Here is a 24,979-nt window from a genome sequence, read left to right as displayed (position 1 = left end):
ATTCGATGCCGTGTGTGACCGCCGCTGCCGCTGTCCGGCCGCTACCACGCTGGCCGTTGCAGCATCCTGGTGATGACAGGAGGATCGTAGAGCAATGCCGACAGATCGCTGAAGAGGCTGTCGCGGTCGCTGAGCGACAGCACCGCGTCGCGGATCGCCTCGGCGCGGCCTTGTCCGAGTACCGGCGCGGCGAATTCCATGTACTTGGCCTCGATTTCAGCTTGGGTCAGCGGCGCCTCCGGTCCGCCGCGCGCATGGACGTCTCCGGAAGCGAGGATCCGCCCATCTGATGTCGTGATCGCCACGTCGGCCCAGCGGCCCGCCGGAAAACGGGCACTGTGGCGCTCCGACTCCAGGACCGTGATGCGGCTCAGCATATCCGCCACGGCAGCATCCTCCAGCCCGCTGCCGGAAATGTGCTCGAGCCCGATACGGCCATGGACGATAAAGGTCGCGACGGCGAAGCGCAGGCTGTACTGCGCCTTCGAGGTCGTGTCCGGCATGCCGTCGAACAGCGTGGCGGCGTAATGAAAGCTGTTCACTTCGACGTGGCTGATGTCGGAGGGCGCGAGATGATGCGAATGGCAGAGCCCGCGTGTCGCGTCGATCGCGGCGTGCGCCCAGCGGCAGATCGGGTACGGCTTCACATACTGATGCAGCACCTGCCAGAAGGCGCCGAGATCCTGCCAATGCGGCGCGACCTCGGGCTCCTCGATCGTGATCGCCGGCGCGCCGGTAAAGCCGCGTTCGGCAAGCACTGCCGCGGACAGGCCGACCAGCGTGCCGATGCCCGAGCCGTCATGCAGCATCGTCGGGTTCGCGATCTCGCGCATCATCTGGCTGCGTGGGCCGTGATATTCCGCAATGCCAAGCGCCTGGCGCAGTTGATTGTCGTCGAGCCGCCGCAACCTCGCCGCCACCGCGACGACGCCCAGCGCATTCCAGGCGCCCGATGTATGGTAGTCCGACACAGTCGCGTGCAGCGCGATGCCCGCCCGCCCGGCAATTTCGTAGCCGACGACCAGGGCCGCCAGTGCCTCCGGCCCGCCAAGGTCGGGGCGTGCCTCGGCAAGCGCTGCCAGCGCCGGCACGACAGCGACGCCGATATGGCCCTTGGTCGGGCTGTATCCGTCATGGCCGTCGAGATTGTCGATCTGAGTCGCTGCCGCATAGGCGGCTCCGGCGATGCTGGCACGGCGTCCATCGAAAAGCATGCGTGCCGAATGCCGCGGGTCGGTCGAACCGTAGAGAAGTGCTGCGGTGTCGCGGGCAATCCGGCCCGCTTCCATCGGACCGGCGGCAATGGCAATGCCGATTGTGTCCAGCAGGAGATAGCGCGCCTGCTCGAGGACCGAGGCGGGGAATGCCGCCGCCGGCCGCCGTAACACGAAATCAGCCAGGCGGACGGTAACGCTGGTACTCGCGTCAGGCCCTTCACGCCGATGCGACGGCACAGCCACTTGCATTACTCCCCTCTGCGTCACGACATCATTAATTTGGGTTCATCGTGCTTTCACGCAATTAGTTCGGCGGCATTGGCCAAAAAAATTCACGTCTTGTGGTCGGTCACGATTGAACGCCGCCCTGTCTGTGGGATAGCTATCACTGCGTCTTGCAGGAGTTAGCGATGAAGCCGCCACCCCCGTTGAACTATATCAGATCCTTTGAGAGTTCGGCCCGGCATCTCTCCTTCACCGCCGCCGCCAACGAACTCGGATACACGCAGGCCGCGGTCAGCACCCATGTCCGCGCGCTCGAACATTACATCGGACGGCAATTGTTCATCCGCTACCCGCGCAGCCTCAAGCTCACCGAGATGGGCGAGGCCTTCCTGCCGACCTTGCGCCAGGCCCTCGATCAGATCGACCAGGCAACGGAGGCGATCGTGACCTCTTCGCGCAACCGCACCGTGGTCGTCTCATGCCCGATGAGCCTGGCTGAGAACTGGCTGGCGGGCTGCATGGCCGCGTTTCGCAAGAAACATCCCGAGATCGAAATCGTGCTGCACGGTACGATCTGGGAGGATATCAGTGAACAGATCGCCGACATCACAATTTCGACGCGCCGCTTCGACGATCGCCCGCCTGCCGGCATCCCGCTTTGGAACGACGAACTGCTGTTGCTTTGCGCGCCTTCGCTGCTCGAAGGCGAGCATGCCGTGAAGGCGCCGGCGGATATCCTCAAGGTGGACTGGATCTTCGTGCACGGCCGCCAGGAATACTGGCAGGTTGTTGCCACCGCGCTCGGCGTCGACATGGACGACCACGACAAGGGGCTGTCGACGAACGCCTCCAACATCGCGCTCGAACTCGCCGCCATGGGGGCCGGACTGGTCGCCACCCAGCGGTCGCTTGCCCATGCCTATCTGCGTCGCGGACTGCTCGTCGAACCCTTTCCGGTTCGGCCGCCAAGCCCCTGGAATTACTACCTCACCGAGAGCCAGCTCTCGAAAGGAAACATCGCTCGCATTGTGCGCGAATGGATCCTCTCGCGAGCACGCGAAGACAGCGCCTGATAGCCGTCCGCGAGCGGGCGACAGGCCTGCGCTCAAAAAATTGACACGCCAATGGCATCGTTTTTTTAGGTCTTTAGGGCCGCGTTTTGGCGGTTCTTCACGGCTTGAGCCCTTCCGGGATTTTTGCATCGCCCCTAACATGAATATCGCAAGGGGAATGTAACGGGCGGAAAGCCCTGAACCGGAGAACAACGATGACAATGTTCAAGAGCAACGGTGACCGCGTCCCGGCGGTTATCGAAAGCTACGCAGCCGAAGTCAAAAGCGGCAAGATGGATCGCCGCGAATTCCTGGCCATGGCAAGCGCGATGGGGGCCTCCTCGGCGTTCGCCTATTCGATGGCCGGCATCGCCCCGGCCAAGGCCGCGACGATCGTGCCCGGCAAGAAGGGCGGCATCCTGAAGATGCAGATGATCATCAAGGACATGAAGGATCCGCGCTCCTGGGACTGGTCCGAGATCGCCAACGTCATGCGCCAGTGCAACGATTACATGATCCGCTACACCACCGACTTCACCTTCGAGGGACATCTGGTCGAGAGCTGGGAAGTGAGTGACGACGCCACGCAATACACGCTGCATCTGCGCAAGGGCGTGAAGTGGTCGAACGGCGACGACTTCAACGCCGACGACATCGTCCACAACCTCGAACGCTGGTGCGACAAGGCAGCCGAGGGCAATTCGATGGCCGGGCGCATGAGCTCCCTGATCGATCCCGCCACCAAGAAAGCCGCGGCCGGCGCCATCACCAAGGTCGACGACCACACGGTGAAGCTGAAGTGCAATCAGTCCGACGTCACTATCATTCCGGGCTTTTCCGATTATCCGGCGGTCATCGTCCATCGTGACTTCGACAAGAGCGGCGCCGACATGCTCAAGACGCCCGGCACCGGTCCCTATGAGCTGATCTCGTACAAGGTCGGCGAGTCGGCCTCGGTGCGGCGGCGCAAGGACTTCACCTGGTTCGGCGGCGAGCCCTATCTCGATGGCGTCGACTGGACCGACTACGGATCGGACGCGTCCAACCCCGCCATCGGCAGCGCCTTCGAGGCCGGTGAGATAGATTGCAACTACCAGACGGTGGGCGGCACGGTCGACCTCTATGACAGCATGGGGCTGGTCAAGGAGCAGGTGGTCACCGCCGGTACCATCGTGCTGCGCACCAATGTGACCAACAAGCCGTATGACGACAAACGCGTGCGCAACGCCATCCAGCTCGCGGTCGACAATGAGACGGTGCTGAAGCTCGGCTACAGCGGCCTCGGGCAGGTCGCTGAGAACCACCATGTCTGTCCGATCCATCCGGAATATTACGCGCTGCCGAAAGTTCCGCGCGATCTCGCCAAAGCCAAGGCGCTGATGGCCGAGGCCGGCCAGACGGATCACGAGTTCGAGCTGATCTCCTACGATGCGGACTATGTGAAGGACCCGGCCGACGTCGTCGCCGCGCAGATGCGCGAGGCCGGCTTCAAGGTCAAGCGCACCATCATTCCGGGCTCGTCGTTCTGGAACGACTGGACGAAATATCCGTGGTCGACCACCGATTGGGGCATGCGGCCGCTCGGCGTCCAGGTGCTGGCGATCGCCTATCGCAGCGGTGAGGCCTGGAACGAGTCGGGCTACGCCAATCCGGAATTCGACAAGAAACTCAGCGCGGCGCTCGCCGTGGCGGACGTCGACAAGCGCAAGGAGCTGATGAAGGACGTCGAATCCATTCTGCAGGACTCCGGCATCCTCATCCAGGCGTTCTGGCGTTCGCTGTACCGGCACCACGCAACCTATGTGAAGAACCTTGGCATGCATCAGACATTCGAACTGCAGCTGGATAAGGTCTGGCTCGACAAGGCATAGGCCGGTTCAACCACAGCAAACATCTCGGGGGCGCAAGTTGCGCCCCCGAACTCGCCGGGCGACTGCGATTGACCAGTCAGCTAATTCAAACGCCAGGATAAAGTCGCCGTACAAAGGGAAGAAACATGCGTACTCATGCACAAGCCGTCGTCATCGGCGGCGGTCTGATCGGCTGCTCGATCCTCTATCACCTTGCCAAGTTCGGCTGGACGGATGTCGTTCTTCTCGAGCGCAGCGAACTGACCTCCGGCTCCACCTGGCACGCGGCGGCCAACATCCACGGCCTGCATGATTCCACCAACATCAGCCGCCTCCAGCATTACACCATGGCGCTCTACAAGGAACTGGAAGCCGAGACCGGCCAGGGTTGCGGCATCTTCCAGCCGGGCTCGCTCTATCTCGCCCAGACCGAGGCGCGCGAGCATCAGCTGAGGCTCCAGGAGGCCAAGGCGCGACGCTACAAGATGAATTTCTACGAAGTCGCGCGCGACGAGGCGGAGCGGCTGCATCCGCTGGTCGATTTCGACGGCATACGCTGCATCATGTACGAGCCGGAAGGCGGCAATGTCGATCCGTCCGGCGTCACCGCAGCCTACGCCGCCGGCGCGCGCCAGCGCGGCGCCGAGATCCATCGCTTCACGCCGGTGATCGCGACCGAGGCGCAAGCAGACGGCAGCTGGATCGTGCGCACGCCGAAGGGCGACATCCACACGCAATGGGTGGTCAACGCCGCCGGCCTGTGGGGCAGGGAGGTCGCCGCCATGGCTGGCCTGCAGCTGCCGCTGATCCCGACCGAGCACCAGTATTTCGTCACCGAGACCATTCCGGAAATCGCCGCCATGGGCCGCCGCTTGCCTTCGGTCGCCGATCGTGACGGCGAGTACTATCTGCGCCAGGAGGGCCTCGGGCTGCTCATCGGCGCCTACGAGCGCAAGATGAAATTCTGGGCCGAGGACGGCACGCCACTGGACTTCGGCCACGAACTCTTTCCCGACGATCTCGACCGTATCGAGGAGAACATGCTGCGCGCGATCGCGCGCGTGCCGGCCGTCGGCACAGCCGGCGTCAAGAAGGTGATCAACGGGCCGATGATCTGGTCGCCGGACAGCGCGGTGCTGTTCGGGCCGGTGCCCGAACTCAGCAACTATTTCTGCTGCAACGGCATCATTCCCGGTTTCTCGCAGTCGGGCGGCATGGGCAAGCTGGCGGCTGAGTGGATGATCGAGGGTGAGCCTTCGCTCGACATGTTCGCCTGGGACATGGCGCGCTTCGGCCACTGGGCCGGCAAGGCCTTCACCAAGGCCCGCGTCCAGGATCAGTACAGCCATCGCTTCAAGATCCATTTCCCCAACGAGGAACGCGCCGCCGGGCGACCGGTGCGCACCAGGCCCGTCTACGACACGCAAAAGGGAATGAACGCCGTCTTCGGCCTCAACTTCGGCTGGGAGCACCCGCTGTGGTTCGCCGCCGAGGGCGAGCCGCGCGAGGAGACGATCGGCTTCACGCGCCAGAACTGGTGGGAACCGGTGGGCCGCGAGGCGCGCATGCTGCGCGAACGAGCCGGCATCATCGACATCTCCAATTTCGCCAAATACGAGGTCAAGGGTCCAGGCTCCGAGGCCTGGCTCAACGCGCTGTTCGCCAACCGCATGCCGCTAAAGGTTGGCCGCTCCTGTCTCACGCCGCTGATCGGCAAGCGCGGCGGCATCGCCGGCGACTTCACCGTGACCAGGCTCGCCGACGACGAATTCATGGTCATCGGCTCCGGCATGGCCGAACGCTTCCACCAAAGGTTCTTCAAGGCCGTCCCCTTGCCCGAGGGCACGACCTTCCGCTCGCGCACCGAGGAGCTCTGCGGCTTCAACGTGGCGGGACCGAGCTCGCGCGACCTGCTTCAGCGCCTGACCAATGAGGATCTGTCGAACGAGGCATTTCCCTTCATGCAGTCGCGACGGATCACCGTCGCCGGCATCTATGTGGTGGCGCTCAGGGTGTCCTTCACCGGTGACCTTGGCTGGGAACTGCATTGCAAATCCACCGACCAGGTCGAGCTCTACGACGCGCTGCTCAAGGCCGGCAACGAAGTCGGCGCCGGACCGGTCGGATCGCGTGCGCTGATGTCACTGCGCGTCGAAAAGGGCTATGGCAGCTGGAGTCGCGAATATTCGCCCGAATATTGGCCGCAGGAGGTCAAGTTCGATGGCCTTGTCAAAATGGACAAGGGAGCGTTCCTGAACCGCGATGCCTATGCCGCCATCGCCGGCAAGCCGGCGCGCGATGAACTCATCATGCTGTCGATCGACGCCAGGGATGCCGACGCAACCGGCGGCGAACCGATCTTCCTCACCGACGGCACGCCGATCGGACAGGTGTCTTCGGGCGCCTATGGCTATTTCGTCGAGAAGTCCCTGGCGCTCGGCTATGTCAAGGCCGGCTCGGCCAAGGCCGGGGACAAGGTCTCGGTCGCCATACTGGGAAGGCCGCATGAGGCGATCCTGCTGCCGCATCCACCATTCGACCCCGAAGGCAAGCGGTTGCGCTCATAGAGACACGGCCGTCCATCCATTCGACCAACTGACGAAAACCGTAGCCGGCCGGAAACGCCGGCGAAGCTGAGCGAGGAAGATTTCGACCACCTGAAAACAAAGGGGAATCGCATGATCAAATGGCATCTGCTGGGCACCATGCTTGCCCTGGCCCTCACATCCTCCGCGCATGCGGGAGACGTCAAGGTCATCAATGAAGACGCGTGGTTCGCCGAAGGTCCGATCTGGTATCAGGACAAGCTCTTCTACGTCGAATACGGCCGCGGCACGGTGACCGTATGGGACGGCAAGAAGAACGAGATCTTCTGGAAGATGGACGGTTGTGGCCCTTCAGCGGTGTTACCGACGACATCCGGCGAGTTTCTTGTCACCTGCTACGACAGCAACTCGATCGGTCGCATCTCCGCCGACGGCAAGACGCTGCCGGCCTATGACAAGGATACGGACGGCAAGCCGTTCAGCGGACCGAATGACTTCGCGCCCGACAAGGATGGCGGCATCTACTTCACTGGGTCCGGCAAGGGCGGACCGCTGATCGACGCCTCGGCCTACTACATCGGCAAGGACGGCAGCGTGAAGAAGGTTGCCGGCGACCTGCACAATGCCAATGGCCTGGTCATGTCGAACGATGGAAAAATCCTCTACCTGGTCGAGACCGAGGATAACAGGATCATCGAGTTCGACGTCCAGCCCGACCACGGCCTGGGCAACCGCCGCGTCTTCCTGCGCCTCGACGACCTGTTCCCGAACCAGCCGCATATCTGGCCTGACGGCATCAAGATGGACAAGGCCGGCGAGATGTATATCGGCCAGAGCCCGCGCTCGCTCGATGCGCCAGGCAAGATCATCGTCGTCGACAAGGATGCGAAGCTGCTGCGCACGCTTTCGGTTCCGTCGCCGTCCATGCCGAATTTCGCCTTCGGACCGGACGAGAAAGAACTCTACGTGATGGCGCTGGACCAGATCGACGCGGCGCCATGGCACGGCAAGGTCTACGAGGTTCCGAACAAGTAGGGTGTAGCCGGCGGCCAGAGCAATTCCAGGAAAAGTGCGAAGCGGTTTTCCGTCCGGAATTGCGTCAAAACAATGCCGCCGAATGCTTTCTCAGCCGCCGAACCGATCCAGCCAATGTTGGGCAAGGTCGGAGCGGCGGCAGATCCATATATCGGGATTGGCCTTGATCTTGTCGAGGAAGCGGGCGAGCCCGATCATGCGGCCCGGCCGGGCCGCCAGCCGGCAGTGCAGCGAGACTGTCATCATGCGCGGCGTCTTTTCGCCTTCGGCCAGCAGCCAGTCCACGCCATCGCTGACATATTCGAAGAACTGGCTGCCTGTCTCCAGGCCGGAGCCGCGCGAGAACCGGCTGTCATTGTTGTCGAAGCTGTGCGGCACGACCAGATGCCGCTTGGCATCGACGTCGACAAAATAAGGCAGGTCGTCATTGTAGTCGTCGCAGTCGAACAGGAAGCCGCCATGCTCCGCCACCAGCCGCCGGGTGTTGAGACTGGGCCGGCCCGTGTACCAGCCAAGCGGGCGAATGCCGGTCAGGCGCTGGACGGTGTCCACTGTCATCGCGATGTGCTGGCGTTCCTCGTCCTCGCTCAGCGGCGCGTAGTCGATCCAGCGCCAGCCATGGCAGACGATGTCGCTGCCAAGTGCCGCGATCGCCTTGCCGGCGGCCGGATTGAGTTCGAGCGCTCGCCCGACGACGTAGAAGGTCGGGATGATGTTCTTTTCCTGGAACAGCGAGGCCAGCCGCCATACGCCGACGCGTGAGCCGTATTCGTAGAGCGATTCCATGTTGCGGTTGCGCAGACCCGGCGCCGCCGGGGACACAGCAAGGTCCGACAGGATCGCCTCGGAGACGCCGTCGCCTTCGCCGATGCTGTATTCGGCGCCTTCCTCATAGTTGACGACGATGTTGAGGGCCAGCTTGGCGCCGGCAGGCCACTGCGCGGCGGGCGGCTTTTCGCCATAGCCGATGAAGTCTCGGACGGGCAGGTACGGCATCTCTCAAATCTCCCCAGGGTGCAAGTCGCAAAACATGCGGTCGCCGGATCTAGTCGCCGCGCATGTCGATCAGTACGCGCAGCGCCCGGTCCATCATCTCTTGCGGGCCGATCGTCGCGCGCAAACAGTCGGTGAGGCCGTAGCCCCCCAGGCTCCGCACGATGATATCGGCGCCGCGCAAGGTTCTCTCGGCAGCCTCCGCGGCGGCTACGCTGGCGAAGCGGATCAGCACGAAATTCGCCCGGCTTTCGGGAACATGGTACCCGGCGGACCTCAGATCCTGCGCAAACCGGTCGCGAATTCCGGCCGTGCGGGCCACCGTTTCGCGCATATAGGCCTGGTCCTCCACAGCCGCGACGGCCATGGCGAGGCTAGGCGTCGTGACCTGGTTCGAATTCTGCATCTTGCGCACTTGCGCCGCGACCGAAGGCGCAAACAGGCCCCAGCCGACGCGCGCCCCGGCGAGGCCATAAGCCTTGGAGAGGGTGCGCAGCACGACGGTATCGCCGCGCGCGACGAGCGCAAGGATCGGTCCGGGGTCTTGGTCGTCGAATTCGCCATAGGCCTGATCGATCACCAGGAGCACGTCTGGCCGCAACGCCGCGCGCAGTCGCAGCAGTTCGCTGTTGCGGATACGGGTGCCGGTCGGGTTGCCCGGATTGCAGACGAAGACGATGCGCGTTGCGGGCGTGACCGCAGCCAGGATGCTGTCGATCGAAACGGTGAAATCATGCTCTGCTGCCTTGACGTAGGCCGCACCGACACGCGCGGCGGCGGATGCGGCGAAATTATAGGCATAGGAGGTGCCAAGCACCTCCTCGCCCAGGCCCGCAAACGCCGCGACGGTGCAACTGATCAGGTCCATCGAACCGGCGCCGCACAGGATCATGTCGCGCTCGACCCCATAGGCTTGCGCGATCGCCACGCGCAGGGCCGTCCAGTCCGGGTCGGGATAGAGATGGCTGCGGGCAATCGCGTCCTGGCCAGCGGCGATGGCCTTGGGGCTGGGCGGAAAGGCGCTTTCGTTCTGAGCAAGGGTTGGCCCGTCATAGCCACCGAAATTCGCAAGCGCGAAGGCGGACATGGCCTCGATATGAGCTCCTGCTTTCAGCGGCACGCTGCATCCATCGGAATTTGGATGTCGACCATCTCGCGCACCACCTTTGTTGGACCGGCTCGTGCGCAGGCTACAATCCGCCAGCCTGTTCACAAGCAAAAACTTACCGCGCAATGGCTCCGAAATTCTGGCCCTTGTTCTGCGATGCGCTTGTCATCCGGCAATGCCGCTTCAGTCGTCGGCGAAGGCGGACCGTGCGAAGCGGCGCGGCGCCACCTGCTCGGTGGAAGCGGTAAGCAGGTCCTCCAGCGGGCGCGCGCCGGCGTCAGCTATTGCGCTGCACTCCCGAGCGGGCGAGCACGCCCGGCTTCAGCCGCTCGTTCTTGCCGTAATCCTCGGCGGGGTGGAAGAACAGGCGCGGCGTGTCGTCGATCTCTGCCAGCCGCTTGCTGTAGGCCTCGAGATAGGCCTGGCGGCCATCGTCGCCGACACGGCCCGGCATGTAGGCGACGAAGGGCGGCAGCACGTCGAAGCCCGAATAGCGCAGCAGGCCGTTATGCACGGGCCACAGCACGGTGAGGATATCGCCGTCAATGCCATCGGGCGCATAGGTGTCGGCCGATGTGCCCGTGGTGGCGGCCACCATGGCGAGCTTGCCCTTGAACATGCCGGTGTCATATTTGCGGCCCGGCAGATAGGCGAAACCGCGTGCGAACACACGGTCGGCCCACCCCTTGAGGATTGCGGGCATGCCGAACCACCAAATGGGAAACTGGAAGAGCACGAAGTCGGCCCGCCTTACCTTTTCGATCTCGGCCGCGATGTCGGACGAGAGCACGCCGGCCTCGTAGGCGGCGGTCTGTTCGCGCGGCAGGCTGAAGAACTCCGGATCGTTGCGTTCACCTGATATGTCGCCGAGCCCGGCGACAGGGTTGAAGCCCATTGCGTAGAGGTCGCTGACGACGACTTCGTGGCCGGCGCGGGTCAAGGTTTCCAGCGCGAGATCCTTCATGGCGCCGTTGAAGGATTTCGGTTCCGGATGGGCATATACGATGAGGATGTTCACGGCGATAGCTCCTGGTAGGAACGCGGCAGGCCGAGCACATGCTCGGAAAGGTTTGACAGGATGAGGTTGGTCGAGATCGGCGCGACCTGATAGCGACGCGTCTCGCGGAACTTGCGCTCGACATCGTATCCCTCCGCGAAGCCGGGAAACCGTGTGCGGAGCCTGGCGGCGGCGTCGCGAATGTCCTGGTACTGGTCCATGAGGGGCCCCGGCCTTCTGTCTCGCGCAGGCCGTATTATCGTTGCGGCACTCCCCATCCGCAATGCAAGGCTGGCGTTATCAGATATGCCGGAATTCTAACGCTCAGGGTGAGGAGCCAAGAAGCTGGCCGACCCATACGGTCCTTTCGACAAGGTCCTTGACGATGTCTTCTATGGCTTGGCCGGCAAACCGTGCCAGCCGCGAGGCGGGCCGGTCGGCCGGGTAGGCAAGGATGAGGCGGCGCACGGGCACGGGATCGATCAGCGGCGCGGCGGTCAGCAGGCCGGCGGCGACATCGGCGTGGATGGGAGCGAGCGGCAGGATCGTCCAGCCATGGCCGTTGCGTACCAGGTCCTTCAGCGCGGCATACGAATCTGCTTCGATGCCGACATCGAGCGTGATGCCTGATTCTGCGGCGCAGCGTTCGACGATGATGCGCAGCCCATGCTTGATGCTGGGCATCAGCAGGCGTTTGCCGGCGAGCGATGCGAACGGCACCGCGCGCACCGTGGAGAAGCCGGCCTCGGGTGGACCGATCAGGAAGAGGTTTTCCAGCAGCAGCGGGCGGGAGCGCAGCGATCTTGCCATGCGCGGGTCGTAGAGCACTGCGACGTCGACCTCGCCGCGGTGCAGCCAGTCCAGCAGATAACCCGTATAGGCGCTCACCAGCCTGAGCTTGGCCTTGGGGTGGGCCTTGCCGAAGGCGGCGGCGAGCGGCAGCGAAATGATGTCTGCCACCGTGGGTGGTAGGCCAATGGCGACCTCGCCGGTCAGCGGCGCGTCGGCGGGCGTGGCCGTGGCGCGGATCTCGTCGATCTCGGCCATCACGCGCATGGCGTGCGCCAGCACTTCCTTGCCCTGCTCGGACAGCACCATGCCGCGTCCGTGGCGCAGGAACAGGGCAAATCCCAGTTCTTCCTCCAGCATGCGCACCTGCCGGCTGAGAGCCGGCTGTGCGATGTGCAGCCGGTCGGCTGCCTTGCTGAGGCTGCCCAGATCGGCGACGTGGATCAGGGTGCGCAGTTGCGATAGCTCCATGAGTTATCGAATATCATTATATCTGATCACAAGAAAGAGACGAAGATTGGATCGCAGAACAGAGGTAATCTGACGCCAATCCAATCCTCGGGGGTCCAAGGTGACAGCGAGCCTGAAAGCAAGACAAGCGGAGACACCCGCTTCCACGGTGCCTGAAAAGCAGTGGCCGGATCAGGTCTATGATGTGCTCAAGGCTGCCGGCATCAGCCAGATGTCCTATGTGCCCGATGCCGGCCACACCACCTTGATCCGCCGCTTCAGTGAAGATCCGGAGGTCGTGACCAACGTGCTGACGACCGAGGAAGAGGGCATCGCCATCGCCGCCGGCTCGTGGCTCGGCGGCAAGCGCAGCGTCGTGCTCATGCAGTCCTCCGGCGTCGGTAACTGCATCAACATGCTGTCGCTTCCCGTGCAGGCACGCTTTCCCCTGCTCGTCCTGGTGACGATGCGCGGCGAATGGGCCGAGTTCAACCCGTGGCAGGTGCCGATGGGGCAGGCGACGGAAGCCTCGCTGAAGGCGATCGGCCTCAGGGTACTGCGCGCCGAGACCGGTCCAGATCTAGTCGAGACGGTGGCGCAGGCGGCCTCGATGGCGTTCGACGCCGACCAGCAGATCGCCGTGCTGATCGGGCAGCGGCTGCTTGGCAAGAAGAAGTGGTGAGCGACATGAACTTGCCGACGATGGACCGTAGGGTCGCGGTGAAGAAGCTCCTCGATGCCCGCGACGGCGCATTGGTGGTGACCGGTCTAGGCTCGCCGAGCTACGACGTGCACGCTGCCGGTGATCGCGACGACAATTATTACCTCTGGGGCGCCATGGGCGGTGCGGCGCTGATCGGCCTCGGACTTGCTCAGGCCCAGCCGCTGAAGCGGGTCATGGTCATTACCGGTGACGGCGAACAGCTCATGGCGTTCGGGTCGCTGGCGACGATCTCGGTGGTGCGGCCCAAAAACCTCGATCTGATCGTGCTCGACAACCAGCATTTCGGCGAGACCGGCATGCAGTCGAGCCACACCGGAAAGGGCATCGCTTTCGACAAGGTCGCGGCCGCCTGCGGCTTCGCCGAAACCCGCGAGTTGCGTTCGCTGGAGGAGGTCGAGGCGCTGTGCGACCAGCTTCGCCGCCCGGCCGAAGGCCCGCGCCTGTTCGTGCTGAAGATCGCAGCCGAAAATCTGCCACGCTCGCTGCCGCCGCGCGACGCGGTCGAGGTCAAGAACCGCTTTCGCGCCCATCTGGGCCTCGCCACCTGTTGAGGGCCGATATGCCGCTGATTAGCTTCCAGAACACGGTCGGCGGTCGGCTGCAATCGATTGCCCATGCATTCGAGAGCCACGATCCGTTTACCGGCAGGGCTTGGGCACTGATCCCGCGCTGCGGCAAGGCCGAGGTCGACGCCGCCGTGGCGGCTGCCAAGGCGGCTTTCCGGTCGAAGGAATGGGGCGGCCTCACGCCAACCGCGCGCGGCAAGCTGCTGGTGAGGTTGGCGGATCTGATCGCCGAGAACGCCGAGCGCATTGCCGCCATCGAGACGCGCGACAATGGCAAGCTGCTCACCGAGATGACGGCGCAACTGCGCTATATCCCCGAATGGTTCCGCTATTTCGGCGGGCTTGCCGACAAGATCGAAGGCTCGGTGCTACCGATCGACAAGGCTGATATGTTCGCTTTCACCAGGCATGAGCCCTTGGGCGTCATCGCGGCCATCGTGCCCTGGAATTCGCCACTGCTGCTTCTGACATGGAAGCTCGCACCGCTGCTGGCGGCAGGCAACACGGTCGTCATCAAGCCGTCGGAACACGCCTCGACCTCGACGCTGGAATTCGTGAAACTGTTCGCGCAGGCGGGTTTCCCCCCGGGCGTCGTCAACACCGTCACCGGCATGCCGCAGGACGTCGGCGTGCCGCTCGTCTCCCATCCCGACATCGCCAAGATCGCCTTCACCGGTGGCGAGCCGGGCGGTCTTGCCGTCTATCGCGCGGCGGCCGAGGGACTGAAGACCGTGACGCTGGAACTGGGCGGCAAATCGGCCAACATCGTCTTCGACGACGCCAATCTCGAGAGCGCGGTCAACGGCGCGATATCCGGCATCTTCGCGGCCAGCGGCCAGACCTGCATTGCCGGTTCGCGCCTGCTGGTCCACCGCAAGATACACGACCGGTTCGTGGAAGATGTGATCACGCTGGCGGCAAGTGCCCGGATAGGCAATCCGGCGCTGGCCGAAACGCAGGTGGGGCCGATCACCACGCATGCCCAGCGCGACAAGGTGCTTTCCTATCTCGGCATCGCACGGCGCGAGGGTGCGCTGTGCGTGCTTGGCGGCGGCAAGCCGGATGCGGCCGAACTGGCCGACGGCTGGTTCGTCCAGCCCACCATCTTCACTGGCGTCAACAACACCATGCGGATCGCCCGCGAAGAGGTGTTCGGGCCGATCCTGTCCGTCATCCCGTTCGACGACGAGGAAGAGGCCTTCGCCATCGCCAATGACAGCCCCTACGGGCTGGCGGCAGGTATTTGGACCGGCGACATGGGGCGGGCGCTGCGCGGCGCGGCCGCGATGGAAGCCGGCATGGTCTGGATCAATTCATACCGCGCCGTCTCCTATATGGCGCCCTTCGGCGGCTACAAGAGAAGCGGTATCGGTCGTGAGAGCGGGCAGGAGGCGATCAATGCCTATCTGCAGACCAAGACGGTGTGGATAGACACGGTTGGCAAGACCGCCAACCCGTTCGTGATCCGCTAAGGTAGGCTTCGGTGGGAGAATTATCCCTATCCGTGGCCGAGCTTGGTGTGCCGATCCCACGAACGGTGACCTGCTCACAATGACGAAGGAATTGCACATGAGACAGGCGGGCAAGGTGGCTGTTGTCACCGGGGCGGCGCGCGGCATCGGGCGCGCTTGCGCGGAACGCTTTCTGGCCGAAGGCGCTTATGTCGTGATCGGCGACATCGATGCCGCGGAACTGAAGAAATGCGCCGCTGAAATCGGCACGGACGAGACCGTCCTGGCAGTGATCACGGATGTCAGCAGGAAGGATCAGGTCGATGCGCTGGTCGCGGCGGCGGTGGCGAAGTTCGGCCGCCTCGACATCATGGTCAACAATGCCGGCATCGCTCCGGTCCAGGACTTTCTCGACATCACAGAGGCGGACTACGACAGGGTTCTCGCCGTCAACCTGAAGGGCGCGTTCATGGGCACCCAGGCCGCGGCCCGCCAGATGATCGCGCAAGGCAATGGTGGCGTTATCGTGAACATGTCCTCCATCAATTCCGGCCTCGCCAATCCGCGCGTCGCCACCTACGCGATCTCCAAAGGCGGCATGAACCAGGTCACCAGCACCGCGGCCGTCGCCTTCGCCCCCCATGGCATCCGTGTCGTCGGCGTCGGCCCGGGCACCATCGCAACAGAGATGGTGATGGACGGGACCTTCATCGATTCTGAAGAAATGCGGCAGGCGATCCTTTCGCGCACACCGCTGGGGCGCCTCGGGACGGCGGCCGAGATCGCTTCTGTCGTGGCGTTCCTGGCCAGCGACGATGCCTCCTACATCACCGGCGAGACGATCTATCCCGACGGGGGACGCCGCGTGCTGAACTATACGGTTCCGGTCAAGAGTGAGAAAAATGGGAAGTGAGGAAATGGGCAATTTCGACAAGCTGCATCACATCTGCATCGTCGTGCATGATATCGACAAGGCGCAGACCTATTACGATTCCATCGGTATAGGGCCGTGGGAAGCCTATCCGCCGCTGGCCGAATATGAGGAACTCCAGGTGCCCAGCCCCGAGGGGTTCAAGGTGATGCAATACCGTATTTGCAACCTGCCGAATGTTCAGCTGCAGCTTTGCCAGCCGAGCCGTGATCCTTCACCGCAGCGGATCCATCTGGACACCAAGGGCGAGGGTGTCTTCCACATCGGCTTCGAGGTTCGTGATGCCGACGCGGCCGAAACCAAGGCGCAAATCGATGGGCTGTCCGTGCTGATGCGCGGGCGCAGGAAAAACCGCACCGGCTTCACCTATTACGATACGGCCGACAAGGCTGGTGTCATCCTTTTGACCCGGGCAACCAATCTGCCCGGCAAATGATCCGTGCCGGGGTGGCCGGCCGGGGATCGGGGTCGCTTCGTCAGCTGCCCCGCAATTCCTGGAGCCGGTCGACCAGGAACTTGCCGCTGGTGATGATATGCATTTCCAGGAGGCTGACGGCGCGCAGCGTATCCTTGGCTTCGCAGAGCTCGATGAGTTGCCAGTGGTCACGGTCAGACTGTGCCTGGATCTCGGTGAGCGTGACCATCATGCGCGTGTATCGTTCCAGCTGCTGGTAGATGCGCCCGACCAGTTCGATCGTCGCCTTGCGGCCGGACGGCGCGTAGAGCGCTGCGTGGAAGTTCCAGTTCAACTGGTTGGAATATTCACCGGTCCGGCCTTGTTCCTGGTGCTGCTTTGCCCGTTCACGGGCAAGCGCGAGATCGGCCTCCGTCATCCTCGGAATGGCAAGGGCAAGCAGCCAGGTTTCAATCCGGGCCCGCAATTCGTAGAGCTCGAGGATCTCGTCCAGGGAGATCGAGGTGACGACCGCGCCCTTGTGGGAGACGAGCGTGACAAAGCCTTCGGAGTGAAGCTGATGCAGCGCTTCCCGTACCGGTATCCGGCTGACGCCGAACTCGGTGGCCAGATGTTCCTGCCGCAACTGGAAGTTGGCCTCGTATTCGCCGATCAGGATTTTCTGCCTGATGGCGTCCGCGACCTGGGCCGAGATGGTTTTCTTCTGTACGAGCATTGATCAGCCTGGGGGCGACCGCCTTGTGATTTGGCATGCGGCGCAATTTTGATTGAAGAAACGGACGCATAGCACTGCGCATAGGTTGTTGTCACTCCGAAGGCCCGCCGCCGGTTTCGCCTCAGTAGACATGTTCCTCGATGGGCTGGCCGCTGGCGATGCGCTCATAGCGGAAGGCCGAGAGGTCGATGGAGCGGTATTCTCCGTAGGCGATCAGGTCGCTGACCCCTGAGCCTGTTGCCGCCGCGTGCATCATGCCGTGTCCGCTGAAGCCGGTGGCCAGTACGAAGTTCGAGACCTCCGGATGACGCCCGATAATGCCGCTGTGGTCGAAAGTATTGTACTCATAGAGCCCTGCCCAGGCGCGCAGCATCCTGAGCTGCTCGAACCCGGGCACACGATGGGCGAGTGCGGGCCAGATCAGGTCGTCGAACAGCTCGTAGTCCACATCCAGGCCAAAATCGTCCGGATCATTCTCGTGCAGCGGCGGAATCCCGCACAGGAAAAGCTGGCCCTCCGGCCGCAGCCAGAAGCCGCTCGTATCGAAGACGAAGGGGCAGTTCTCGATCCTTGCCGGGGTCTCGAAGACGAAAACGCAGCGTTTGCTCGGCACGACCGGCACCTCGACACTGGCCATCCGGGCGATGCCCGCGCTCCATGGCCCGGCCGCGTTGATCACCGTGCCGGCGACCAGCCGTTCGCCATTGTCCAGCACCACCTCACCAACCCTGCGCGATGAAGCCATGGCCAGTCCGGTCACGGTCGCGGCGATGTAGTCGACCTTCTGAGCGCGCGCCTTTCGGCGAAATGCCTGCATCAAGCCGGGGCCGTCGAACCAGCCCTCGCTGCCGACACCGAATGAGCCAAGGGCGAGGTCTTCCGTGTTGAGCCAGGGCAAGCGCCGCGCCAGATCGGACTGTTCGATCAGCTCGATGTCGACGCCCATGCTGCGCTGAACCCGGTTCTTTGCGCGTTGTGCGTCTGCCCGCTCGGGCGTTGCCAGCACGAGATAGCCGGGCTGATGGAGCCCGATGTCCGCCGGCTCGTCGCCAATGGCAAGCCGCGTCCCCACATTGCGCAGGAACTCCATGCTGAATTTCGACATGGCGATGTTCGGCGGCGTGCCGAACTGCTGGCGTATGGCGCTGGTCGACAGCGAGGACGAAGAGGCAGTGTAGTAGGGATCGCGCTCGATCACAGCGATGCTGCCGCTGAAATCCGGATTGGCGGACAGGAAATAGGCGATCGAGCTTCCGACAACGCCTCCACCGATGATCACCACATCATATTTCATGCCCATTCCAGTCGTGTTCCCTATCCGGCCGATATATGGTCTGGCGATGGATTGGATACTTTCGTGGCCAATCTCGCCTCCTTCACCCAGTCATAGCCCGGTCTCCGATAGAGAAAAAGGGGTTTGACGTGAAAAAAGGAATACATTATCCAATTTTAAACAGAACAGGATCTGCCTCGGCAATCGAGGTGGCCATGCCGAGGAACGTTCCGTGGGCCTCATTGCTCCCCGTCTCGACGTCATCAAGCCAAGCCCGAGCATGGCGGTCACCGCCCGGGCCATCGAAATGCGCTCTGCCGGCATCGACGTCATCAGCCTCAGCGCCGGCGAGCCGGACTTTCCGACGCCGCCGCATATCGTCGAGGCGGCCTACGCGGCGATGCGCAGGGGCGAGACGCGTTACACGGCGGTCGACGGTACGGCCGCGCTGAAGAAGGCGGTGGCGGACAAGTTCAGGCGTGAAAACGGTCTTGACTACAAGCCGTCGCAAATCTCTGTCGCCGGTGGCGCGAAGCAGGTCATCTACAACGCCATGCTGGCGACGCTCGCTCCCGGTGATGAGGTTGTCGTTCCCGCACCCTATTGGGTCTCCTACACCGACATCGTGCTGTTGGGCGAAGGCAGGCCGGTGGTCGTTCCCTGCACGCAGGCCGATGGGTTCAAGCTGACACCGCAGGCTCTGCGCGGCGCAATCACCGAACGCACGAAATGGCTGCTCCTAAACACGCCTTCCAATCCCACGGGCGCCGTCTATGGCCGTGACGAACTCGCCGGATTGGCCGAAGTGCTGCTCGACCACCGCCAGGTCCATGTGCTGACCGACGACATCTACGAGCATATCCTGTTTGACGGCCGCACCTTCGACACCATCGCCGGTGTCGAGCCGCGGCTGAAGGACCGCACGCTGACGGTCAACGGCGTGTCCAAGGCCTATGCCATGACCGGCTGGCGGATCGGCTACGCCGGCGGACCGGAGCCGCTGATCCGCGCCATGGCGACGGTGCAGAGCCAGAGCACGTCGAACCCGTCCTCCATTTCGCAGGCCGCGACCATAGCCGCGCTCGAGGGTCCGCAGGATTTTCTTCGCCCGCGGGCGCTCGAATTCCAGGACCGGCGCGATCGGGCGCTGGAACTGCTGCGGGCAATCCCCGGCCTCACCTGCCAGACCCCGGAGGGGGCTTTCTATCTCTACCCCGATTGTTCGGCCCTTATCGGCCGACGCCGTCCCGACGGCGTTGTCATCGGTGGCGACGACGACCTCTCGCTCTATCTGCTCGACCAGGCGCGGGTCGCGGTGGTTCAGGGCTCGGCCTACGGCCTGTCGCCGCATTTCCGCATTTCCATAGCCACGTCGATGGACCAGATCGAGAAAGCGATCGGGCGCATCGCCGAGGCTGTCCAGGCGCTGCGGTAATGTCGGCGATGGATCTGGACTTCGTCCATGGGCTGATCGAGCTTGTCGCGCGTTCGCCCATCGATGAACTGGAAGTCGAGCGCGACGGCGTGCGCGTGCGCCTCGCAAGGCAGATGTCAGCGACGCCATCCGCGACGCAGGCCGGTTCGTCGGCACAGCCTTTGCCAACTGCCGTCGCGGTCGTTCCCGCTGCTTCCGCCCCAATGGTCTTGACGATCGCGCGGCATTCGATCCGTGCCCCGCTGACCGGTGTCTTCTACCGCGCCGCCGCCGAAGGCGAGCCACCGCTCGTTTCCGTCGGCGACATTGTCGAGGAGGGGCAGAAAATCGGTGTGCTGGAAGCCATGAAGACGTTCAACGTCGTGGAATCCGACCGCGCTGGAAAGATCGTCGAGATCGCTTTCGAGGACCATGCCGGTGTGCAGTCCGGCGACGTGCTGTTCGTCCTGGAAGAGGCGGGCTGAGGCGATGTTCGATACCGTCCTTATCGCCAACCGTGGTGAAATCGCGCTGCGCATCCTGCGCGCCTGCCGGGCCCTTGGATTGAAGGTGGTCGCGGCCCATTCGCAAGCCGATACCAGCCTTCGCCACGTGGCGTTGGCGGACAGGGCGATTTGCATCGGCCCGGCGACCGCTGCTGGAAGCTATCTCAATATCGGCGAGATCATCGCCGCCGCGCAGCTTACCGGCGCCGGCGCGATCCATCCGGGCTATGGTTTCCTTTCGGAGAACGCCGCCTTCGCCGAAGCCGTCGAGAATGCCGGGCTTGCCTTCATCGGCCCGTCGTCGGCGGCGATCCGCGCGATGGGCGACAAGGTGTCCGCCAAGCGGACGATGATTGCCGCCGCCGTTCCCTGCGTTCCAGGCTCGGAAGGCGCGCTGCCGCAAGACGAGCAGGCGGTGCGCGGCATCGCTTCGGCCGTTGGCTATCCGGTCATTGTCAAGGCAGCCGGCGGCGGCGGCGGGCGCGGCATGCGCATCGTGCGGTCTGAAAGCGGGCTGATGGAAGCCGTGTCGCTGGCGCGCGAGGAAGCGGGCCGGGCTTTCGGCAATCCGCAAGTCTATCTGGAGAAATTCCTCGAGCACCCGCGCCATATCGAGATCCAGGTGCTGGCCGACCGGCACGGGACGGCGCTCTGGCTCGGTGAACGGGACTGCTCCATGCAGCGGCGCCACCAGAAGATCATCGAGGAAGCGCCGGCGCTCGGCATCGCGCGCGAGGCGATCGCCGAGATCGGCGAACTGTGCGCGCGTGCATGCCTGACCATCGGCTATACCGGTGCCGGTACCTTCGAATTCCTCTACGAGGGCGGGCGCTTCTATTTCATCGAGATGAACACCCGGGTGCAGGTCGAGCATCCCGTCACCGAGCTCGTCACCGGCATCGATATCGTGCGCGAACAGATCCGCATCGCCCAGGGCGAGCATCTGTCGTTCAGGCAGGAAGACATCAGCATTCAGGGCCACGCTCTGGAATGCCGCATCAACGCGGAGCATCCCTACAACTTTCGGCCGCATCCAGGCCGGGTCGATCGGTGGACGCCTCCGGGCGGCCCGGGCATCCGCGTCGAATCGCATCTCTACTCCGGCTACACGGTGCCGCCGCACTACGATTCGCTGGTGGCCAAGCTGTTGGCGCATGGCGCGACGCGGGCCGAGGCGATCCGGCGCATGAGCGGCGCGCTGGCCGAGATGGAGGCTGTCGGCATCGCCACCAACGCGCCGCTGCATGGCCTGCTGATGGAGGAGCCCGGCTTCGCCGCCGGAGGCTTCGATATTCATCATCTTGAACGTCTCATCGAAGGCGGCTTGCTCAAGGGACGGGGCGGCGATGACGCTTGAAGAAATCGAAAGGCTGGCCGGCTGGTGCACACGCGCCGGCATCGGTGAGATCGAGCTGGCGCAGACCGGCTTCTCGCTGCGCCTGCGTCTGAACCTGCAATCGTCCGTCGCCGAAACGTCCTTGGCTGTGGCCACGACCCCCAAGGCCGAAGCGGCCTTCAACGGCGTGCGCGCACCAGGCGTCGGCGTCTTCCGTCTCGATCATCCGACGACCGGTCGCCCGGTTGCCGCATCAGGCCAGACGGTTCGCAAAGGCGAGACAGTCGGTGTCCTGCAAGTCGGGTCACACCTGAAAGCCGTGCTTGCGCCCGACGATGGCGTGTTGGGCGCCGCACTGGTCGAGGACGGAGCGGTGGTCGGTTACGGCACGCCGCTCTACGCGCTGGCAACAGCCGATCGTGCAAGACAATGAGGAAGGCGCCATGAGCGGACTGCAGGTCGATATCAATTCGGACATGGGTGAGGGTTTCGGCGCCTACAGGCTCGGCGACGACGCCGCGATCCTCGGCATCGTCAGTTCCGCCAATGTCGCCTGCGGCTTTCATGCCGGCGACCCGGAGATCATGGCCGCCACCTTCTCGATGGCGCGCGAGAAGGGCGTCGCGGTTGGCGCGCATCCGAGCTTCGCCGATCTGTGGGGGTTCGGACGCCGTGTCATTCCGCATTCCATGGATGAGATCGAAAGGCTGGTGGCCTACCAGGTTGGTGCGGCGCAGGCGCTGTCCGCCTATGCCGGCCATCCGATCCGCTACGTCAAGGCGCATGGCGCGCTGGGCAATCTTACCCAGACCGACCGTGGCGTCGCCGAAGCCGTGACGCGGGCGGTCAAGGCCGTCGATCCCGACCTGATATGTCTCGCCATCGCGCTGGGCTTCCAGGACAGGATCGCGCGCGACGCCGGCCTGACGGTCCGGTCCGAAATCTTCGCCGACCGCGCCTATACGGAGGAAGGCTTTCTTGTCTCGCGCAAGCTGGAGGGCGCGGTCATACACGATGCCGAGAAGGCGGCGGAACGGGTCGTCCGCATGGTCAGGCAAGGTGCCATCGAGACGATTTCGGGGCAGTTGCTGAAAACGCCGATCGATTCGATCTGCGTCCACAGCGACACGCCGGCGGCCGTCGCCATCGCCGCGCGTGTGCGGGCCCGGCTGGAAGAGAGCGGTGTCGAGGTAAGAGCCTTCGTGACAACAGCCTGAGCATGGCGGAACAGAAACGAGGCCGTGCCTGCCGGCACGGCCTCGTTTGTTTCAGAACCAGACGTCTGCCAGCCTGTGGCCGCGCGGATAAGGATCTGTCGGGTCGAGGCCGTACTGGCCGATGCTGGTGATCCAGGCCTGTCCGGCGATGGTGACCACGACGGCATCAAGGTCGCCCACGCGTGCGTTGGCGATCACGCGCGAATCGAAATGGGTCCCGATGATCGACTTGTTGCGAAACAGCTCGCCCTTGGCGATTTGACCTTTTGCCGACATTACCGCCAGACGCCCGGTGGTGCCGGTTCCGGTTGGAGAGCGGTCGAGCCTGCCATGCAGGCAGACCGTGCCGTTGATGCTTTCCACGCGCCCGTCGACGCGCGCGATCGGGCCTTCGAAGATGACGTTGGAGACATCGCGGATCTTCGGATTCTCCGGATGCACCACCTTGAGCTGCTCGTTGACCGCCTTCTTGATCCTTTGGCCTGTCAGGGACATTTGATGAGCTTCGTCGGGTGTGACGGCAAAGCCGAGCGTGCTTGCGTTGACATGGGCGAAAGTCATGCCGCCATACGAGGTGTCGACGGTGATGGTGCCCAGCCCTTCGACCTCGACCGGCGTGTCGAGATGGAGCGCGAAAGCCGGCACGTTGGTGAATTCCACTTGCTTCACCTTGCCGTTCTCGCACAGGCAGCGCACTTCGATCATTCCTGCCGGGGCTTCCATGCGCAGCAGTGTCTCGGGCTCCTGCATCGGGATGATCCCGGTTTCCAGTGCCACCGTGGCGACGCAGATCGTGTTCGAGCCCGACATGGGCGGATACTCGGTGCTTTCGATGATGACATAGCCGAGATCGGCCGAGGGGTCGCAAGGCGGCAGGATGATGTTGCCGTTGACGTATGGTGCGCCACGCGGCTCGAACAAGAGCAATCCACGAATGTCGTCCATATGCTCTTCGAGATATTCCTTCTTTTCGAACATCGTTTTGCCGGGAACGTCCCTGACGCCCCCGGTGATCACGTTGCCCACTTCACCTTCGGCGTGGCAGCCGACGACCGTGAATGTTTTCGTCCAGCGCATTTCTGTCCCTCCTGTGGTTGGTCTTGGCCTTGGCCATATCGGTTCAGACCGCGTCGAGCCCTTGCTCGAGAAGACGGTCAAGTTGCTCCATTTCTTGGTGCGTGAGGACAATGCCGTCGCGCTCCGACTTTTCGCGGGCCAGGAACCGCCGCTGCGAGGGCAGGCGCGCGCCTTGGCCGAGGATCGCTTCGAACAGGGTTTCCGCGCGAGCCAGGGGATTGCCGGCCCGGCCGGCGGCGAAGGCTTGCGGCGAAAAGGCGATGATCAACTCGCCATGCGACGGATAAAGCGTCGTGGTGCCGATCAGGTCCAGCGCCTCGGGGCTGGTCAGGTCGCCAATCATGATGCCGGCGAGCAGTTCGATCATCGTGCCGATGGCGGAACCCTTGTGCCCGCCGAAGGACAGCATGGCGCCGGCGAGCGCGACCTCGGGATCCGTCGTCGGCTTGCCGTCCGAATCGATGGCCCAACCTTCAGGCAGCGGCTTGCCAGCCCGGCGATGGAGTTCGATCTCGCCGCGCGCGGCAACCGAGGTCGCGAAATCGAAGACATATGGTGGCTGTCCCTCGCGCGGCCAGCCGAAAGCAAAGGGATTGGTGCCCAGCAACGGCCTATTGCCGCCGGTCGGGGCGACGGTGGCATAGCTCGGACACATGGCGAGGCCGGCAAGGCCGGCTTGCGCCAAGGCCTCGACCTCGACCCAGAGAGCGGAAAAATGCACGGCGTCATTGATCGCCAGCGCCGCGACGCCACAGGCATGTGCCCGCTCGATCAGCGCCGGCAGGCCGACTTCGAAGGCCGGGTTGGCGAAGCCGCCCTTGGCGTCCACTTTCACGATGGCAGGTGCCTGTTGCGGCAGCAACTCGGGCACCGCGTCTGGCGTGACCTTCCCGGCCTTGATCGTGCGTAGCGCCCCTTCGATGCGATAGATGCCATGCGACTTGCAGGCGTCGCGCTCCGCGGCGACGATGACCCGCGTGATGGCGCTGGCCTGGAGGGCGTTGAGACCGGCCTTGTGAAAAATTGTGTCCACGCGCGCGGACAAGGCATCGGTGCTGAGAACGCTGGTGCTCATTTTCTGGCCTCTGGGTT

At 63.8% G+C, this 24,979-nt stretch carries 24 protein-coding genes; 14 read left to right on the top strand and 10 right to left on the bottom strand.

Features of this window, described 5'->3' with window-relative positions; translation table 11 throughout:
• Positions 1–41 precede the first annotated feature (41 nt).
• Entirely contained in the window at positions 42–1,460 is a 1,419-nt protein-coding gene (locus AC07UC_RS29270; RefSeq protein WP_246682829.1) for an MmgE/PrpD family protein, read from the bottom strand.
• Positions 1,461–1,627: 167 nt separating this feature from the next.
• Here AC07UC_RS29270 and AC07UC_RS29265 point away from each other — a divergent pair, with 167 nt between their 5' ends.
• The 4 genes from AC07UC_RS29265 (at position 1,628) to AC07UC_RS29250 (ending at position 7,925) form a co-directional block, all read left to right on the top strand.
• Positions 1,628–2,515: a LysR substrate-binding domain-containing protein gene (locus AC07UC_RS29265; RefSeq protein ID WP_494908274.1), complete on the top strand. Its 888-nt coding sequence runs from the start codon at positions 1,628–1,630 to the stop codon at positions 2,513–2,515.
• 194 nt (positions 2,516–2,709) lie between these two features.
• Complete coding sequence (locus tag AC07UC_RS29260; protein ID WP_494908273.1) at positions 2,710–4,365, top strand: ABC transporter substrate-binding protein; 1,656 nt, start codon at positions 2,710–2,712, stop codon at positions 4,363–4,365.
• A gap of 125 nt (positions 4,366–4,490) precedes the next feature.
• Entirely contained in the window at positions 4,491–6,911 is a 2,421-nt protein-coding gene (locus AC07UC_RS29255; RefSeq protein WP_494908272.1) for a GcvT family protein, read from the top strand.
• Between the two features lie 111 nt (positions 6,912–7,022).
• Positions 7,023–7,925 carry an SMP-30/gluconolactonase/LRE family protein gene (locus tag AC07UC_RS29250; RefSeq protein ID WP_494908271.1) on the top strand — a complete coding sequence of 301 codons (903 nt, stop codon included), beginning with the start codon at positions 7,023–7,025 and terminating at the stop codon, positions 7,923–7,925.
• A gap of 90 nt (positions 7,926–8,015) precedes the next feature.
• Here AC07UC_RS29250 and AC07UC_RS29245 read toward each other — a convergent pair whose 3' ends face one another.
• The 5 genes from AC07UC_RS29245 to AC07UC_RS29225 all read right to left on the bottom strand — a co-directional run bounded on the left by AC07UC_RS29245 (position 8,016) and on the right by AC07UC_RS29225 (position 12,283).
• Positions 8,016–8,921, bottom strand: coding sequence for an allantoinase PuuE (locus AC07UC_RS29245; protein ID WP_494908270.1), 906 nt, complete (start codon positions 8,919–8,921; stop codon positions 8,016–8,018).
• A gap of 49 nt (positions 8,922–8,970) precedes the next feature.
• A complete protein-coding gene (locus AC07UC_RS29240; RefSeq protein ID WP_494908269.1) occupies positions 8,971–10,038 on the bottom strand; it encodes a pyridoxal phosphate-dependent aminotransferase in 1,068 nt (355 codons plus the stop codon).
• A gap of 265 nt (positions 10,039–10,303) precedes the next feature.
• Positions 10,304–11,044: an NAD(P)H-dependent oxidoreductase gene (locus AC07UC_RS29235; RefSeq protein ID WP_494908268.1), complete on the bottom strand. Its 741-nt coding sequence runs from the start codon at positions 11,042–11,044 to the stop codon at positions 10,304–10,306.
• The gene (locus AC07UC_RS29230) at positions 11,041–11,244 is read right to left on the bottom strand and encodes a hypothetical protein (RefSeq protein ID WP_494909037.1); all 204 of its coding nucleotides are present in this window, start codon (positions 11,242–11,244) and stop codon (positions 11,041–11,043) included. Before AC07UC_RS29230 ends, AC07UC_RS29235 begins: the two co-directional genes overlap by 4 nt.
• A gap of 103 nt (positions 11,245–11,347) precedes the next feature.
• Positions 11,348–12,283, bottom strand: coding sequence for a LysR substrate-binding domain-containing protein (locus AC07UC_RS29225; protein WP_494908267.1), 936 nt, complete (start codon positions 12,281–12,283; stop codon positions 11,348–11,350).
• A 148-nt stretch (positions 12,284–12,431) separates the two neighbouring features.
• On the opposite strand from AC07UC_RS29225, the gene AC07UC_RS29220 reads away from it, so the two are divergent.
• From AC07UC_RS29220 to AC07UC_RS29200, 5 genes are all read left to right on the top strand, one after another.
• Positions 12,432–12,944 carry a thiamine pyrophosphate-binding protein gene (locus AC07UC_RS29220; protein ID WP_181179679.1) on the top strand — a complete coding sequence of 171 codons (513 nt, stop codon included), beginning with the start codon at positions 12,432–12,434 and terminating at the stop codon, positions 12,942–12,944.
• A 5-nt stretch (positions 12,945–12,949) separates the two neighbouring features.
• On the top strand, positions 12,950–13,537 hold the full coding sequence (locus tag AC07UC_RS29215) for a thiamine pyrophosphate-dependent enzyme (protein ID WP_494909007.1): 588 nt from the start codon (positions 12,950–12,952) through the stop codon (positions 13,535–13,537).
• Positions 13,538–13,545: 8 nt separating this feature from the next.
• Entirely contained in the window at positions 13,546–15,024 is a 1,479-nt protein-coding gene (locus AC07UC_RS29210; protein ID WP_494908266.1) for an aldehyde dehydrogenase, read from the top strand.
• Between the two features lie 97 nt (positions 15,025–15,121).
• Positions 15,122–15,916 carry an SDR family NAD(P)-dependent oxidoreductase gene (locus tag AC07UC_RS29205; RefSeq protein WP_140769579.1) on the top strand — a complete coding sequence of 265 codons (795 nt, stop codon included), beginning with the start codon at positions 15,122–15,124 and terminating at the stop codon, positions 15,914–15,916.
• Positions 15,906–16,370 carry a VOC family protein gene (locus AC07UC_RS29200; RefSeq protein ID WP_244735207.1) on the top strand — a complete coding sequence of 155 codons (465 nt, stop codon included), beginning with the start codon at positions 15,906–15,908 and terminating at the stop codon, positions 16,368–16,370. The genes AC07UC_RS29205 and AC07UC_RS29200 overlap by 11 nt, the downstream gene beginning before the upstream one ends.
• 40 nt (positions 16,371–16,410) lie before the next feature.
• Here the strand turns inward: AC07UC_RS29200 and AC07UC_RS29195 are convergent, their stop codons facing one another.
• Together AC07UC_RS29195 and AC07UC_RS29190 are read right to left on the bottom strand one after the other, a co-directional pair.
• Positions 16,411–17,064, bottom strand: a complete 654-nt coding sequence (locus AC07UC_RS29195) for a GntR family transcriptional regulator (protein ID WP_140769577.1) — start codon at positions 17,062–17,064, stop codon at positions 16,411–16,413.
• A gap of 121 nt (positions 17,065–17,185) precedes the next feature.
• Positions 17,186–18,358, bottom strand: a complete 1,173-nt coding sequence (locus AC07UC_RS29190; protein WP_494908265.1) for an NAD(P)/FAD-dependent oxidoreductase — start codon at positions 18,356–18,358, stop codon at positions 17,186–17,188.
• A gap of 211 nt (positions 18,359–18,569) precedes the next feature.
• Between AC07UC_RS29190 and AC07UC_RS29185 the strand changes: the two genes are divergently transcribed.
• From AC07UC_RS29185 to AC07UC_RS29165, 5 genes are read left to right on the top strand one after another with little or no spacing between them, the layout of a single operon-like run.
• A complete protein-coding gene (locus AC07UC_RS29185) occupies positions 18,570–19,772 on the top strand; it encodes a pyridoxal phosphate-dependent aminotransferase (protein ID WP_494908264.1) in 1,203 nt (400 codons plus the stop codon).
• Positions 19,772–20,236, top strand: coding sequence for an acetyl-CoA carboxylase biotin carboxyl carrier protein (locus AC07UC_RS29180; protein WP_246682826.1), 465 nt, complete (start codon positions 19,772–19,774; stop codon positions 20,234–20,236). The genes AC07UC_RS29185 and AC07UC_RS29180 overlap by 1 nt, the downstream gene beginning before the upstream one ends.
• A gap of 4 nt (positions 20,237–20,240) precedes the next feature.
• Positions 20,241–21,614, top strand: a complete 1,374-nt coding sequence (gene accC / locus AC07UC_RS29175; RefSeq protein ID WP_494908263.1) for an acetyl-CoA carboxylase biotin carboxylase subunit — start codon at positions 20,241–20,243, stop codon at positions 21,612–21,614.
• Entirely contained in the window at positions 21,604–22,026 is a 423-nt protein-coding gene (locus tag AC07UC_RS29170) for an acetyl-CoA carboxylase biotin carboxyl carrier protein (protein WP_202323622.1), read from the top strand. The genes accC and AC07UC_RS29170 overlap by 11 nt, the downstream gene beginning before the upstream one ends.
• A 10-nt stretch (positions 22,027–22,036) precedes the next feature.
• A complete protein-coding gene (locus AC07UC_RS29165; RefSeq protein WP_494908262.1) occupies positions 22,037–22,810 on the top strand; it encodes a LamB/YcsF family protein in 774 nt (257 codons plus the stop codon).
• 51 nt (positions 22,811–22,861) lie between these two features.
• Here the strand turns inward: AC07UC_RS29165 and AC07UC_RS29160 are convergent, their stop codons facing one another.
• A complete protein-coding gene (locus tag AC07UC_RS29160; RefSeq protein WP_494908261.1) occupies positions 22,862–23,887 on the bottom strand; it encodes a proline racemase family protein in 1,026 nt (341 codons plus the stop codon).
• A gap of 43 nt (positions 23,888–23,930) precedes the next feature.
• Positions 23,931–24,962 carry an Ldh family oxidoreductase gene (locus AC07UC_RS29155; RefSeq protein WP_140769563.1) on the bottom strand — a complete coding sequence of 344 codons (1,032 nt, stop codon included), beginning with the start codon at positions 24,960–24,962 and terminating at the stop codon, positions 23,931–23,933.
• Between the last annotated feature and the right edge of the window lie 17 nt (positions 24,963–24,979).

The sequence above is a fragment of the Mesorhizobium sp. GW821-FHT04C10 genome, assembly GCF_059420305.1.
This window is presented reverse-complemented; position numbering and strand designations above follow the sequence as displayed.

Bases quoted from the DNA above. Each gene is read 5' to 3' on its own strand.
- AC07UC_RS29265 (WP_494908274.1), top strand. From the start codon at position 1,628: ATGAAGCCGCCACCCCCGTTGAACTATATCAGATCCTTTGAGAGTTCG.
- AC07UC_RS29260 (WP_494908273.1), top strand. From the start codon at position 2,710: ATGACAATGTTCAAGAGCAACGGTGACCGCGTCCCGGCGGTTATCGAA.
- AC07UC_RS29255 (WP_494908272.1), top strand. From the start codon at position 4,491: ATGCGTACTCATGCACAAGCCGTCGTCATCGGCGGCGGTCTGATCGGC.
- AC07UC_RS29250 (WP_494908271.1), top strand. From the start codon at position 7,023: ATGATCAAATGGCATCTGCTGGGCACCATGCTTGCCCTGGCCCTCACA.
- AC07UC_RS29245 (WP_494908270.1), bottom strand. From the start codon at position 8,921: ATGCCGTACCTGCCCGTCCGAGACTTCATCGGCTATGGCGAAAAGCCG.
- AC07UC_RS29230 (WP_494909037.1), bottom strand. From the start codon at position 11,244: ATGGACCAGTACCAGGACATTCGCGACGCCGCCGCCAGGCTCCGCACA.
- AC07UC_RS29225 (WP_494908267.1), bottom strand. From the start codon at position 12,283: ATGGAGCTATCGCAACTGCGCACCCTGATCCACGTCGCCGATCTGGGC.
- AC07UC_RS29215 (WP_494909007.1), top strand. From the start codon at position 12,950: ATGAACTTGCCGACGATGGACCGTAGGGTCGCGGTGAAGAAGCTCCTC.
- AC07UC_RS29210 (WP_494908266.1), top strand. From the start codon at position 13,546: ATGCCGCTGATTAGCTTCCAGAACACGGTCGGCGGTCGGCTGCAATCG.
- AC07UC_RS29205 (WP_140769579.1), top strand. From the start codon at position 15,122: ATGAGACAGGCGGGCAAGGTGGCTGTTGTCACCGGGGCGGCGCGCGGC.
- AC07UC_RS29200 (WP_244735207.1), top strand. From the start codon at position 15,906: ATGGGAAGTGAGGAAATGGGCAATTTCGACAAGCTGCATCACATCTGC.
- AC07UC_RS29195 (WP_140769577.1), bottom strand. From the start codon at position 17,064: ATGCTCGTACAGAAGAAAACCATCTCGGCCCAGGTCGCGGACGCCATC.
- AC07UC_RS29190 (WP_494908265.1), bottom strand. From the start codon at position 18,358: ATGAAATATGATGTGGTGATCATCGGTGGAGGCGTTGTCGGAAGCTCG.
- AC07UC_RS29180 (WP_246682826.1), top strand. From the start codon at position 19,772: ATGTCGGCGATGGATCTGGACTTCGTCCATGGGCTGATCGAGCTTGTC.
- accC (WP_494908263.1), top strand. From the start codon at position 20,241: ATGTTCGATACCGTCCTTATCGCCAACCGTGGTGAAATCGCGCTGCGC.
- AC07UC_RS29170 (WP_202323622.1), top strand. From the start codon at position 21,604: ATGACGCTTGAAGAAATCGAAAGGCTGGCCGGCTGGTGCACACGCGCC.
- AC07UC_RS29165 (WP_494908262.1), top strand. From the start codon at position 22,037: ATGAGCGGACTGCAGGTCGATATCAATTCGGACATGGGTGAGGGTTTC.
- AC07UC_RS29160 (WP_494908261.1), bottom strand. From the start codon at position 23,887: ATGCGCTGGACGAAAACATTCACGGTCGTCGGCTGCCACGCCGAAGGT.
- AC07UC_RS29155 (WP_140769563.1), bottom strand. From the start codon at position 24,962: ATGAGCACCAGCGTTCTCAGCACCGATGCCTTGTCCGCGCGCGTGGAC.